Genomic DNA, 14,109 nt, shown 5'->3' on the forward strand with positions numbered 1-14,109 from the left:
CTTTAATATATACATTTATGTAAAAAAATGATAAAATGAGAGGAGAATAAAAAATGAGTGCATTTGTATTAAACAGAAAGTATGAACTTCAATTACCAGAGAGCTTTGTGGACATTGACAGAGAAGAGATGGAGTATGTTGATGGGGGCGGAGCAAATTATGGATGGTATGGAGATATTACATTCAGAATAGCTAGAAGTGTAATAAATGCAGTAGTTGGAGTTGGAGCTACAGCAGCTGCTACAGCTGCTTTGGCATCTGCTGGAATTACTGGTGGATTATCAACGGTTGTAGTGCCAGGTTTAGCAGGTATTTTAGGAGCAGTTGCATCAAATGGGTTACTTAAACAAGACTATTATTATGTAAATATGAGATTTTATTTAGCAGATTATTGGACGTTAAGAGCAATTTCTGGATTTGATAATCAAATAACTCTAGCGATGTAAAAAAATATGAAAATGAAGATATTTTATAAAAGTGTTTTACTATTCTTTATAGGAATAGGTATATGTTTTATTTTAAGTAGATTTTTAAGTAGTAATATAGCATTAATTTCAACAATAATTATTATTAGTGTTACAGGAAGTAAATTTATAAAAAGAACTTAATGATTATCTCACAGAAAGATTATCTACGTTCCTAATATCTGCAAGTTCTTAGGGGAAGTTCTAAAAATTACCAAGAGTTATTTGAGTAAAATAATACTTAGATAGCTCTTTTTCTATTTGTACATCCAGTAAAGATGGACAATGCTTACTGGTGGAAGTAAAGTCTGGGTAATTGCCAAGAATCCACCATGCGTAGAGCTTTACAAGCAGCAGTTTTTGTCTGGAGCCCAAAAGGTATAGCAATGATTACTGCCATAGCATTTAGTACTGTTGCAATAGCAGGGCCGATTATTGCAGTTAGAAGAAGGTAATCAACAGGTTAAATTTGTAAAAATATAGAATGCTATTTTAGAAGCAAGATGTGTAATTATAGTAACGTTCTAAAATAGTATTCAAATTAATAAATTCCTAAATACGAAAATGCTATCTTAAGTAAGATGGTGGAGGGGGGAATTCAATATGATATATAATTTACTATTTTTAATAGTAGGATTTTGTATATTAGAATATATTTTACAGAACAAAAAAAATGCAGAAAAAGTAATGAACATTTGTAATATAAAAAGTAAAAGAGATGCAAAGTTTTTTTTTGTGGTTGGAGTAACTATAACTGTTTTACTAGTTAAAATTTGCCTTGAATTAACTAAAGAAAGTAATATAGTTGGATTATTAGGAATATTTGTTGGAATTAGCATTAGTGCTGTAACTAAAAGAATTATAGATATAATAAAAGACTAGATAACTGGATATAAAATTCGGGGAAGAGTGATAAGCCATGTATATTTTGTTTTTTGCTTTAACTGTAATAACAATGTTAATATTACAGTTATATGGTAGTAAGAAGAAATATATAATTAATAATTATGAAGTAGTTATCAATTATATAAAAGAAATGTGCTATGAATATAAAATTGATGTACCTAAGATTAAAAAAGGAAATAATTTTTCTTTTAATCCTATAAAAAATATTGTCTATATTAAAAAAGAAGTTAGCAATAACTTAGAATACTTTACTGCAGCACTACATGAAGCTGGTCATTATATAGTATACAATAATAATAGTTATTTTTTAAATAAAATAACGAAGGCAACTTTACCTATACTTATGGCTAATAGAATAGTAGTGATCCCAGCATATGTCACAGCAATGTTATTAACGGCGTTAGAAATTTTTGATCCTACGACTAGAGTAAGTATAATACTTTTTAAAAAAATCTTTATGTGTGTATTCATAATAGCGTCAATAATAAGATTAACCGTAGGCATATACAATGAAGTTAAGGCTGATTATTACGTATTAAAGTTTTTAGGTAAAAGACATAACGAAGTAAATATAATAAATGTAAAGACATTAATGTCTTTAGCACTGGTAAGTCAATTATTGAACTCGTTAACTTGGATATTTATGATTATATATATATATAAAGTACTTTTTGGAGTTATTTAGCGTAGTTTTAATAAAGAAGTTTAATTAACTTCTGAATCTCCATTCGCACAGACTACTAGGGGAGATTAGTAAATTAATAAGTTTAATTTTCATACTTTCAGGAATCTTATTATACCAAGGCATAAGATTCTCTAAACTTTTGCTATCGTATATATCTCTCTTTTATATTATAATACAAATCTTTCCTTTACTAATGAAAGAAAACAGCTTGAAATGGAAAAAAGTAAATTAGAAACGCAAAAAGAAGCTGTTTCCAAATCAACTGATGAGTACAAGCTCTATGCACAAAGGCGGCATCCTTTGATGCTTTTAATATATACATTTAAAAAATTTATTTAAAATCTTATATGTAAAAAATGATAAAATTAGAAGAGAATAAAAAATGAGTGAATTTGTATTAAACAGAAAGTATGAATTACAATTACTAGAGAGCTTTGTGGACATTGACAGAGATGAAATGGAGTATGTTGATGGGGGTAGCGTATATCTTAGTAATGCTGGATTAAGAAGTGTGTTACTTGCTTGTGCTTTGAATCCCATAGGTACTACAATTTTAGGATTAACCTATTGGGAAGCAGTAACATTTGTGACTGCAAAATTCTCTGCGTTTTGTGCAAAGATAGGAGAAATAGGAGGAGTAATAGGAGCAGTAGCAGGAGCGGTGTTAGGGGCTTATGTGGCAGGTTCAGTAGCTGTTTCTGTTGTAGATGCGCTTTATTCTAGAAAAGGACTAAGGTTTGGATTTACTTGGAGACCAACTATGGATATAGAGTAGTGAATGTAAAATAATTCAAATAGGATTATCGAATTAAGAATAAATAATACAATATATTGTATATAAATTACTTAGACCAACAGCCCTTTTAAATAAATTTATGTAGTAGAACTTATAAATGAAACCGGAGGTAGTATGAAAAAAGAAGCTAAGTCATTAATTATATATAATATTTTATTTTACATATTTATATTTATTCATAGGTATTATGCGAGTGACTATGTGCCACAAGTATTGCTTTATATGTTTTTAGCATTTTCATCAATATTTTTGGAAGAATCTATTAAAAGAAAAATAAACAAGCAAAAGGCCTATGCTTTATTTGATTTTTCAATTAGAATGGTTACTTTAATAATTCATTTTGTAGCACTAGTTTTAAATAGTAATCTAATCAGAATTAATTTGGCTACAGCAGGGCTTTTTATCATTAATATAATAATTGAAATTGATATATTAATGATGGTTAGAAATGAAAAAGAAGATGAATGTGAGACAATTAAGCAGGTTGATCTTAATAAATTTATTGAGGATTTTAAATGTAAGAGATTAGATTTTTTTGTAATGGGGACGGAGTTAAAAGATGAGGTGGAGAGTCTTTTAGAAACAATTGAACTGTCTGGAAAAAATACTATTGTGATGATTACTCTCTTTATATTACTTTTCGTTTCAAGATTTGCCAAAGAACATTTTTTTTATTTTTTTTTAGTAACAATGCTATTAATAGCTTTTTTATTTAACTTATTATTTAAATTATCCCATCAAATAGTTTGTAGAATCTATAATAACAATAAATTTATAAGAAAAAGATTTATTATTGATATTTCAACATTTACCATGGGATATACAATATTACTTATACATCAAGTTATATTTAATGGCAAGATGGGTACTTTTGGGGTATCAATAGATGTAGTGCCTATAATGCTTTTTATACCGATATATAAAACAAAGCTTATTGCTAAGAAGAAATTAGAAAGCATCTATAGAAAATATAAAGTAAGAGTATGATAATATATATTTAAAAAAGAGTAAGAATGAATTCTATTAGATGGAAGTACAACAAATGGAGGACTTAGATTGGTGGTAGCATAATATTTTATTGTCATAATTAGTGAAAAGAGGGAAGAGTTATTTAGAAATAAAATTAGTAATAGGTATAAAATTTCAAGATTAATGGAAGAAATTTTATATAATTTTTTAAATTTTATAATTTCACATGAAAAAGAAAGCATTAGCTATACAAAAAAATAGAACTAAATAAGAAGTTTTGAATCAAGAAAATTGTTAGATATAATACCAGCTTTACATGAAATAGGGCATTATGTTACAGTAAATAAGAGTTTAAAGACTTTACTTGTATTTAAAAAATGCTAATATTTAATTGCTATTAATAGAGTTATTATTATACCTATATATGTGATAATAGATTTAGTGGCATTGTTTACAGAACATAATATGATTTTTATAAATAGTTTATTAATAAAAAATATTATGCTATATTTTTTCATAATTGCCTCTTTAGTAAAGCTATTTATAGTATTACCAAATGAAATATTAGCAAGTTTAGAAGCTTTAAAATTTCTTAAAAAGAACGACAATAAGGGAATTATAAATTTAAGCAAACAATTGTATTTCTGGAGTTTTATCAGCCAATTTTTACTTTTTCTGATAGCTGTTTTATTAATTTATAGTATATATCAACACTGTTATTTTAATAGTTAATTTAACTAGTTTGTTATTTATAAGTTTACAAAAAAGATTTATAAATTGGAGTTCTATTTAGCCACTATAAATATCACCAAAAACATTATAATAAGGGGCGTTTTATGGGAACATATATTGTTGGGATAGTTATTATTTTATTACTTTTATTTCTACAAAGATCTTCGGATGTTGTAAACAAATTATGAACACAATTTGTTTTGCTAAAAAGAGCTGAAAATGAAGCAGCAAAGGGAACAAATACCTTTAAGAAAATTGATATAGATGAAGCAGAATTTTATAATAAACTTTTAAATAGTTATGCGAAAATGAAAGAATATAATGTAGATGAAGAAGCACTTAAAAAGCAGAATTATACAGATTTTTTATATAAGAAATAGCTAAGGTATAGAGTTATTAAATTATAAAGGAGTTTATTTTATAATGAAAGTGTATTATTGGATTTAACTTTTAATAATATATATATTATTTATTCTGTTAAAAGTTAAAGAAAAAACTTTTAATGAAAAAGCAGAAAGAATAGAAAATCAGTTTGATAGAGGAATTATTGAAAAATATTGTGATGATATGTTTAAATTTTATAATGTTAATCCAATAAAAATAATTAATGCCAAATATTTTAGTTATAATAAAGCAAAAAATATCATAACAATACGTGCAATGAATGATTACACTTTTCTAGACACATTTATTTGTTTTCATGAAATTGGACATTATATATCTTCAAAATCTAAGTATATAAGAATAATAGACAATATACTTATTTTATTATTTATGATATCAAGAATATGTTTAACACCATTCTTAATAATTTTTGGGGTGTACTGTGTTTTTAAGAGTAACAATCCTATCCCGTCAAATATTTATTTTCTTATAAATATGATATATCTTTCTATATCAGTGATTAGGACAATTACTATTCCTTTAATAGAAGGAAGAGCAAATTATTTTGCAAAAAAATTCTTTATAGACAGTGGATTTTTGAGTAATTATAAGAATCAAGAAGAACCAATAAAGACAATAAAGACAAGCTGTTTAATATCCCAACTTAATCAAATGGTAATATGTATTTTATATACATATATAGTTATATGTTTATTTTATATTGTAAATGTATATTGAACTGATTAAAACATAGGAGTGAGTGTATTTTGAATAATAAAAAAAGAATAATTCAGACTATTGTAAGTATAATTATTGGTATTACATCTGCTAATATTTTTGCGTATAAAAGTTTAGTAGTCCAATTTATTTATACAATTTTTGGTGTTTTAGCAGCTTTGAGTATACTTGAATTAGTATATTTCTTAAAGAAAAAAACGTAGATAAGTATGCTATTTATATTTTATAATAAGTGAGCATAAGGAATTTAAAATGGATATATGTCAATATCTTAGACACAAAAAATTAAACTTTTTGCATGATTTTTAAATTTATGTCAATATAGTAGATATAAAAAACTATAATTTTATGTTTTGTTCTTCAAAAAATTCTTAAGTTGAGGAGTATTCCTGTAATGAAAAAATATAAGAGAGGATAAAAAAAGCACCTCCTGATAGAATACGGGGTATAACACCTTGCAAGGTTATGCCTAACTAATAAGACTATCATTATATATTGGAATAATGATTATGCTATTAGTCTACAGCATGACTTTAAAATATTTGATAATGAAAAGGAGATTATATTATGCATTTTAGACAATTAACTTTGATGGTTGAAAAACTTGAAGAATCTATTGAATTTTACCAAACTATTATTGAATTGACTATTTCTCGTCGTATAAAAATGGAAAATGGAGGAGAAGTAGTATTTTTAACAAACGGAGAAGGAGAAACAGAAATTGAATTAGTTTGCATGCCGCAAATGCAAAAGTTTGAAGGAAAAGGTTTATCAATTTGTTTTGAAACAGAAGATTTAGATAAGAAGCATGAAATAATACAGTCAAAAGGACTAAACCCTTCTGAAATAAGAACACCGGATGCTAAAAGCCGTTATTTTTGGGTATATGATCCTAATGGAATATCTATACAGCTGAGACAAAAACTTTAATATAATATACGGATTGCAAAGAGCGTTACAAAGAAGATATTGATACATATGGTTGCAATATGATCCGATTGAAAGGTATGAGCAATTGGATAAATCTATTTTAAATGCTGCACAAAAGTATTTTATATAAAAATTTAAATATGAATTATTTGAAAGGAAGCGTAATTAATATGAATAAAATTTCATCAATAATTTTGCGTATAATAATAATTCTTTCCTCTATTGTAGGGGTAATAGTGAGTATATTCGCCTTGCCTACCTTTGGAACAGCTATAGCAAAGAACTTTCCTGAATACGCTTTTTTACAATATCCTATAATCTTTGGCTTATACTTGGCAGCTATTTGTTTTTTCTTTGCATTGTTCCAATTTTGGCTTTTGTTGAATGGCATTGATCAGGGTGGCATACTTTTGGCAAAAAGGCTTAAAGCAATAAGATTTAGTGCAATCATGTTCAGTATATTGTATGTTTTTTGTGCTATGCCGATTATTTTTTTGGCGGCAGATGCAGATGACGCTCCAGGATTAATCTTTTTTGGAATGTATTTAGATTTGTTTCCCATAGGTATAGCAGCGATTGCAGATATTTTAGAAAAAAAGTGCTAGATAGGCTACAATAAATATTTATTAATTAATCTTTTTAATAGAGATATAGAAGGATATGTAAATATCATACTAGGGCTACAAATCTTGTGTACGAAGCTTTTTAGATCTAACATAAATTTAACTAAGATAAATGTAATTCTGTTAACTATTTTAAAAATGTCTAAAATTTTTTATATTATTAGCACCAGTTTTACTGGTGCTTTTTTAATTATTATGGTAGAGCTATTAATAAAAATAATGGTATATTAGGATATTATCATAAATCAATCATAAAAATTCTGTATATTAAAAATAAATCTTGACAATCATAAATATATGTACTAAACTAAATTTAACATTTAATTTAATTCAATTAAATTTGTATAAATCATTGATGGAGAATGTGTATATGGGTAAATATGATAAAATTAAACTAGAAAATCAACTTTGCTTTTCATTATATGCTTTATCCAGGGAAGTAATAAAATTATATAAACCAATATTAGATAAATATAATCTCACATATACGCAATATATAACTATGTTGGTTTTATGGGAAGAAGAAAAAATAATATTTAAGGAATTAGGTAAAAGACTGCATTTAGACTCAGGAACTCTTACCCCTGTGGTTAAAAAATTGGAAGCTATGGGTTTAGTTATAAAATATAGAAATGTAGAAGATGATAGAGTAGTTACTGTTGAATTAACTGAAAAGGGAAAACTGCTAAAAGAGGATATTCTTGAAGTTCCAGAAAAAATGTATTGTAAATTAAAGGGCAATGATAAAAAAATTATTGATTTAAAAAAGCAGCTTGATGAATTAATGCAGTTAATAGAAGAATAAAGTTAAATTATATATAAAATTTAGCTTTATTTTTTAAAATAATTAATTTAACAAAATTAAATTTTAATAAATTAAAGGAGATGAAATATGAAAATTTAATAGATAAATTATACAAAGAGTATAAAAAGTTAATATGATATATAAAAATATTTATAAAAAAGGAGATATTAATATGATATATGATTATAAAGTTAAGGATATAGATGGAAATGAAGTTTCATTGAGCAAATATAAAGGTAAAGTGCTTTTAATAGTTAATACTGCTACAGGATGTGGATTTACACCTCAATATGAGGGACTTCAAAAACTTTATGCTAAATATAAAGATCAAGGATTTGAAATATTAGATTTTCCAAGCAATCAATTCTTTGAGCAGGCTCCTGGTGATAATAAAGAAATTTCACAATTTTGCAAAATAAACTTTGGAACAACTTTCCAGACATTTGCTAAAATTGATGTAAATGGAGAAAATGCATCTGATTTATTTAAATTTCTAAAGGCACAAGCACCAAAGGCAGAGGAAGATGCAGCATCAGAAGGATTATATAAAAAATTAGAAGGATATGGCTTTAGTACGTCTGGTGATGATATTAAATGGAATTTTACAAAATTTCTTGTAGATAGAAATGGAAAAGTTATTGCTAGGTTTGCACCAACATATGAACCAGAAAAACTAGATGAAATTATTAAAGAATTACTTCAAAAATAATTATATATGGAAAATACTTTGGGTTTATCAATTAAAATTATGGTTATAATTAATAGTAAATACTGTAGATTTTAACTATTATATTTTTATTGAAAAGATCTATTTTTTAAAAGGTGTTTATGAAATAAGGATAGCTTAAAATAAATTAAACATTAAATATTTGTTTTATTAAATAATAAATAAAAAGATATAATTTATAAAATCATATCTCTATTTTATGTATGGTATGGAAGTCTATTATCATGATAGCATAGAAAAATAATTTTATATAGTTATAAAATGGGAGTATTTGTTAATAATAAGTTGAGTATTAAAAATGAGAATAGTTTATAGAACAAAGCTAATATTATAAAGTGAATAAATACGAACTGAGGAGGATTAAAGTATGAGTAAAGTATTATATATAAAAGCAAATGTAAAACCTGAAGGAGAATCAAGAACATTTAAGATTTCAAATAGCTTCATAGAGGAATATAAGAAAAATAATCCCAATGATGAGATTATTACCTTAGATTTATACAAGGAAAATATAGATTTTTTAAAAATAGAAGATTTAGGAGCAGTATTTGGTCCTAAATCTGAAGAAAGCAAGAAACATCCTATTTTAAAATATGCTTATCAATTTGCTGAGGCTGATAAATATATAGTTGCAGCGCCAATGTGGAATTTAGGCAGTCCTGCAATATTAAAGGCTTATATAGATTATGTTGCTGTTACAGGAATAACATTTAAATATACTGAAAATGGACCGGTTGGTCTTTGTACAGGAAAGAAAGCTGTTCATATTGTCTCAAGGGGTGGAGAATATTCAGGAGAAGGAGAAGCATTTGAAATGGGAGATAGGTATTTAAAAACTATTTTTGGTTTCTTTGGTATAACTGACATTACTACAATAGCAGCAGATAAGTTAGATGTTATTGGTGAAAATGTAGAAGAAATTATTGAAAATGCAATTAAGAAAGCTCAAACACTCGCAAGAGAGTTTTAATAATTAACATCCCTACCTGTGCTTTATTAGTAACTGGCTGTGTTATCAAAGTAAATAAAAACTAAAAGTATATTAGCTCAGCATATACAAATAACAATTAGATAAAAAGCTATTAATTAAAAGGTACAAAAATTAAGTGAGTACAATGAAGTGGTTTTAAGCTTATTTTAGAGCAGGAAATCATAGAATGTACTGGATGGATTGTTTTATAATGAATAAATTTAAAGCTGATTTCTACAAATAGGAATCAGCTATTTATTTTTTGTCCAAAGTATCATTATAAAATACCATCTTATTAATAGATGGTCACAAAATCAATTTATTTCAAGAATAATATTTAAGGAAAATATGGTTGACAAAAACACTATATTGTAATACAATATAGTAAACATTGCATTGCAATATACTAGAGAGGAGATTTTATTATGATTCCTTCACAAATGTTGAAAGGTGTTTTAGAAGGGTGTATTCTAGAAATAATTCGAAAACGAGAGACGTATGCATATGAAATTTCAAAACAGTTAGAGAAATATGGATTTGGTATGATATCTGAAGGAACGATATATCCTATTATTTTGCGATTGCAGAAAAATGAGCTTATAAAAGCTACTTTACAAGATTCTAATAGTGGGCCAAAACGTAAATATTATAACTTAACCGAAAAAGGTATTTCTATGCTAAATCAGTTTAAAGATAATTGGCAAGAACTAGATTATGCGGTTAATCAATTATTAATGGGGAGTGAAGATAATGAATAAACAAGTAAAGGAATTATTTAAAAAAAATAACAGTAGGGAAAAGGAAATTTTTGATAATAATAAAGAAATTTATACAAATATGATTGTTTATTTACGGGGTTCTGATTTAACAGAATATAATCAAGAAGTTGTAAGAGAAGATATTATTGAACTAATTATAGATGGTCAGCAACGAGGTGATGATATTCAAAAAGTTATGGGAGGTAGATACAAGGAAATTTGTGACGAAATTATCGAAGCTATGCCTAAAAAGACTAAAAAAGATAAAATCATTGAATTTGTAGATATTTTTCTTAATGCATTATGGATTTTAGGTGCTATAGCTTTAATTAAAACCTTAGCAAGTAGTCTTATTTTAAAAGAAACTGAGTTTAAATTTATTTTAACAGTCGGTGATATTGTAAATATATTTGTTATTATTTTAGTAGCAAATGCGATTGTATTGTTTATTACTAAAAAAGCATTTGATACAAATGATGCAAATAAACATAACAAAATTATTTCTTTTTTGAGAATATGGTTTATTGCTACAGTTATTTTTACTGTAATAATAATGAGTAGTATATATCTTAGAACCACTTTACTGAGTATTCCTATATGGTTAGCAGCAATAATAGTTTTATTCCTTTTTATTATTGAAAAAATGATAAATGTAAGAATTTGACTATTATAAAAATCAGTATTTTCTACAAAATATAGTTATTAGAGAAAGATAATGATACTAATAAAATAAATATTGGAATTATTTATAAGTGATATTATTTTTAATAATAGGCTAACATATACAGATATAATGAATGATTTGGGGATTAGAAAATCTTACTGATAAATCAGAAAATAATCAAAAAAACTTGTAGTATAATATATTACAATAGATGTATAGGGGGATGAGAATAGATGATAAATATTATAAAAATTAATGGTATTTCCAATTGCTATCCAGAAGAAATTGAAGGAACAAATGAATGGTATTGTTGTAGCGAAAGTAAAGTATCATTTTGTGATTTATATGAAGCAGAGGAAATGGTTAATAAAGGTAAGGTTTTTCCAGGGATAAATTGTCACTTAATTCATTTTCCTGATGGAAAAGTATATTCACCATTTAAAATGCAAGAAAATGTATATATAGAGAAACCCATATGGAATAATGGAGAATTAGATTTTTTAGTTGTTAATTTTAATACAAGATTGCTTAATATTCTAAAATATATACCAGAAAAGCAAAAATTAGAAATGCTTACTGAATTATCATTATCAGAAGTAAAAGATTGTTACAATTTAAAGCTTGAAATAATGCCACTTACACTTGGAAGAAGTGGGAATGATGGTTTTTATGAAATTATTTGGCCAGAAAAAAAGAATATTGCAATTGGAGATACAGAGACAGTATTATTTCGAGATGGAGATAAATTATATTTATCTGAATGGTATGAAGATCCGGAGTATAATGAAAATGTAATAGTTAGAGATATTCGAACTGGAGAAATAATAGAAAAATACGAAGGATATTTATGTAGATTACCTAATAATGTGTACTGGAAAATTTAATATAATTTACAGATTATTTAGTTTAGTAAGATGCTATATGTGAGAGTTACATATGGGATAGTAAATTAAGCATGACTATTTACCATAAAATGGATAGATCATCTTTAGTAATACAGCAAAAAATATTAAAGAGTTAATCAACCAAGAGATTAGACATAAGCAATATGGAATGTAGTGCAAAAAAAAAAAAAATAGGTTTTAAAGTTGAAGATGTGGATAAAACAAAGTTTAGGAGAAGAAGGTTTATATTTTAAACTAGATCCATTTCATAAAGTCAGGGTGTATTAAGGTCAGTACAATATAAGAAAGAAGTTAATAAGCTAATAAAAATGTTAAATTACAAAATAAAAGTATATGAAAATAAATTTTAAAATGTATTATAATGGATAATTTTTTGCAAAAGAAAAGTGCCCACTACAACTTGACACAATCTTAATGGGTAATGGACACTCAGTTATAATGATTTAATTTAATCATTTTTACCGACTATTTTTTACTAAAAAATATATCATGTTTTCATATTCCATACTGACCTGTTATACTATCTCTAAAAAGTGGTATATGTGGTGGATAAAGTGTAAATATCATAAAAACTAATATTAAAAATATAAAAATACATATAGTAATATATATATTTATTTCTTTTGAATATTTATAAAAATGGAATGCTAATAATTGTCCAAATAATACTGCTAAAAATAATATACTAATATCAACTGCTAATATTTCTATTCCAAATGCTTCAGTATAAAAATAATACAGTAAAGGAATTGTTATTAATGCTGTTAATACAGCTACTAAAGCACTAGTAAACCATTTATTTTTATCAATATTATATTTTTTACATTTTATAAAATAATAAAAGCTCCACCAACAAATTATAGGCAAAAGTACCAGTTTTAAATGTTCCCAAACGCTTTCATTAACTGCAGCAATAAGACCAACTATTATATTTTTACCACTTAAATCATATAAAAAGTGCATAAATGTTCCAATTAAAAAAATAGCAGGAACACCTTTTATAATCCATTTTTCATATGGTGTCATTGTTTTATATCTCATAAGTCCCTCCAATATAATAATTTATGTAACATATTTTATATTATATGTAAAATCAACTTAATTATTAATATTTTTGTAAGTTTTAAATTGCAATATTAAATTTAACACCATCATAAAAATCACTCATAATTAAGTTAAAGAATTATGAGTTATTTTGAAATTTAACATATCTAAATTTTTTCTATTCTTTCAATATACATTGTTTTAGGAATTACTAATATTTATCTATTATTTTTTAAGCATAATCAGTTAAATTATATTTTTTGAATATTGGTTTCAATAGTTTCATAAATATGCCCATTATAGGTCCAAAAATAAGCATACCTATTAATGTCCCTTCTCTAATTGCTAAAGGAACATCAAATATGAGCGCTAAAATAATAGAAATAATGATGCATAAAATGTCTACTACTTGTCTAAAAACATGGAATTTAAATCCTAATTTATTAGATATAGCCATACAAGCACCTTCCAATGCAAAGGTTACCACATCTAATAACATAATTACAGCTACTGTAAATGCATTAATAACATAACCTAATATCAAGATTGTCACCCTTACAAAATAGTTTGATAAATCAATTCCACCTAATATATCATAGAAAAAGAGATTTATTGTGCATCCAATAATAAAACAAAGAACAATTTGTAAAGCATGCTTAATTTTAAAATCTTTTTTTAATATTATCAACTCAATAAAAATACATATAAAATTAAATATCATTCCTACTGTACCAACTTGAATTCCATTAATTGAACTTCCTGTTAGAGCTAATGCATCCCAAGCACCTACACCAATAGCTGCTTTAAGTGTTAAAGAAGCTCCAAATGATACTGTTATAATCATTAAACAACATACTAAAATTCTTTTTATTTTCATTTTATCCCCCTTAAATTTAACATCATCTATATTTATACTATATAAACTACAATAATTAAAAGAAAATTTAATCAATAGTATTGATGCCTTTTTTTATTTGTATAAAGCTAATTTGATATAATATATTATTTT

Annotated in this window: 17 protein-coding genes; 15 read left to right on the forward strand and 2 right to left on the reverse strand. The window is 25.5% G+C overall.

Going from position 1 to position 14,109, the window contains the following annotated elements; all coding sequences use genetic code 11:
• Positions 1–53 precede the first annotated feature (53 nt).
• The 15 genes from B5D11_RS08120 to B5D11_RS08190 all read left to right on the forward strand — a co-directional run bounded on the left by B5D11_RS08120 (position 54) and on the right by B5D11_RS08190 (position 12,035).
• The gene (locus B5D11_RS08120; protein WP_078682542.1) at positions 54–446 is read left to right on the forward strand and encodes a hypothetical protein; all 393 of its coding nucleotides are present in this window, start codon (positions 54–56) and stop codon (positions 444–446) included.
• Positions 447–796: 350 nt separating this feature from the next.
• Positions 797–919, forward strand: a complete 123-nt coding sequence (locus B5D11_RS12955; protein ID WP_278320345.1) for a hypothetical protein — start codon at positions 797–799, stop codon at positions 917–919.
• Between the two features lie 148 nt (positions 920–1,067).
• Positions 1,068–1,346 (forward strand): hypothetical protein, encoded by a 279-nt coding sequence (locus B5D11_RS08125; RefSeq protein WP_078682543.1) that lies wholly within the window; start codon positions 1,068–1,070, stop codon positions 1,344–1,346.
• A 37-nt stretch (positions 1,347–1,383) separates the two neighbouring features.
• Positions 1,384–2,055, forward strand: a complete 672-nt coding sequence (locus B5D11_RS08130) for a hypothetical protein (RefSeq protein WP_078682544.1) — start codon at positions 1,384–1,386, stop codon at positions 2,053–2,055.
• Positions 2,056–2,491: 436 nt separating this feature from the next.
• Positions 2,492–2,830 carry a hypothetical protein gene (locus B5D11_RS08135; protein ID WP_143327687.1) on the forward strand — a complete coding sequence of 113 codons (339 nt, stop codon included), beginning with the start codon at positions 2,492–2,494 and terminating at the stop codon, positions 2,828–2,830.
• Between the two features lie 135 nt (positions 2,831–2,965).
• Complete coding sequence (locus B5D11_RS08140; RefSeq protein ID WP_078682546.1) at positions 2,966–3,838, forward strand: hypothetical protein; 873 nt, start codon at positions 2,966–2,968, stop codon at positions 3,836–3,838.
• Positions 3,839–4,752: 914 nt separating this feature from the next.
• The gene (locus B5D11_RS08145) at positions 4,753–4,932 is read left to right on the forward strand and encodes a hypothetical protein (protein WP_078682547.1); all 180 of its coding nucleotides are present in this window, start codon (positions 4,753–4,755) and stop codon (positions 4,930–4,932) included.
• 1,309 nt (positions 4,933–6,241) lie between these two features.
• Complete coding sequence (locus tag B5D11_RS08155; protein WP_078682548.1) at positions 6,242–6,604, forward strand: VOC family protein; 363 nt, start codon at positions 6,242–6,244, stop codon at positions 6,602–6,604.
• 170 nt (positions 6,605–6,774) lie between these two features.
• On the forward strand, positions 6,775–7,209 hold the full coding sequence (locus B5D11_RS08160) for a DUF2975 domain-containing protein (RefSeq protein ID WP_164850203.1): 435 nt from the start codon (positions 6,775–6,777) through the stop codon (positions 7,207–7,209).
• A gap of 388 nt (positions 7,210–7,597) precedes the next feature.
• A complete protein-coding gene (locus tag B5D11_RS08165; protein ID WP_078682550.1) occupies positions 7,598–8,032 on the forward strand; it encodes a MarR family winged helix-turn-helix transcriptional regulator in 435 nt (144 codons plus the stop codon).
• A 172-nt stretch (positions 8,033–8,204) separates the two neighbouring features.
• Complete coding sequence (locus tag B5D11_RS08170) at positions 8,205–8,741, forward strand: glutathione peroxidase (RefSeq protein ID WP_078682551.1); 537 nt, start codon at positions 8,205–8,207, stop codon at positions 8,739–8,741.
• Positions 8,742–9,126: 385 nt separating this feature from the next.
• Positions 9,127–9,729: an FMN-dependent NADH-azoreductase gene (locus B5D11_RS08175; RefSeq protein ID WP_078682552.1), complete on the forward strand. Its 603-nt coding sequence runs from the start codon at positions 9,127–9,129 to the stop codon at positions 9,727–9,729.
• A gap of 425 nt (positions 9,730–10,154) precedes the next feature.
• On the forward strand, positions 10,155–10,487 hold the full coding sequence (locus B5D11_RS08180) for a PadR family transcriptional regulator (RefSeq protein ID WP_078682553.1): 333 nt from the start codon (positions 10,155–10,157) through the stop codon (positions 10,485–10,487).
• Positions 10,480–11,151, forward strand: coding sequence for an APC family permease (locus B5D11_RS08185; protein ID WP_078682554.1), 672 nt, complete (start codon positions 10,480–10,482; stop codon positions 11,149–11,151). Before B5D11_RS08180 ends, B5D11_RS08185 begins: the two co-directional genes overlap by 8 nt.
• A 233-nt stretch (positions 11,152–11,384) precedes the next feature.
• Complete coding sequence (locus B5D11_RS08190; protein ID WP_180376982.1) at positions 11,385–12,035, forward strand: hypothetical protein; 651 nt, start codon at positions 11,385–11,387, stop codon at positions 12,033–12,035.
• 516 nt (positions 12,036–12,551) lie between these two features.
• On the opposite strand, the gene B5D11_RS08195 is transcribed toward B5D11_RS08190, so the two are convergent.
• Both B5D11_RS08195 and B5D11_RS08200 read right to left on the reverse strand, forming a co-directional pair.
• Positions 12,552–13,097, reverse strand: coding sequence for a DUF6512 family protein (locus B5D11_RS08195; RefSeq protein WP_078682555.1), 546 nt, complete (start codon positions 13,095–13,097; stop codon positions 12,552–12,554).
• A gap of 235 nt (positions 13,098–13,332) precedes the next feature.
• Positions 13,333–13,977, reverse strand: a complete 645-nt coding sequence (locus B5D11_RS08200; protein WP_078682556.1) for a YczE/YyaS/YitT family protein — start codon at positions 13,975–13,977, stop codon at positions 13,333–13,335.
• Between the last annotated feature and the right edge of the window lie 132 nt (positions 13,978–14,109).

This window comes from Clostridium sp. USBA 49 (assembly GCF_900167505.1).
Lineage (GTDB): Bacteria > Bacillota > Clostridia > Clostridiales > Clostridiaceae > Clostridium_AT > Clostridium_AT prolinivorans.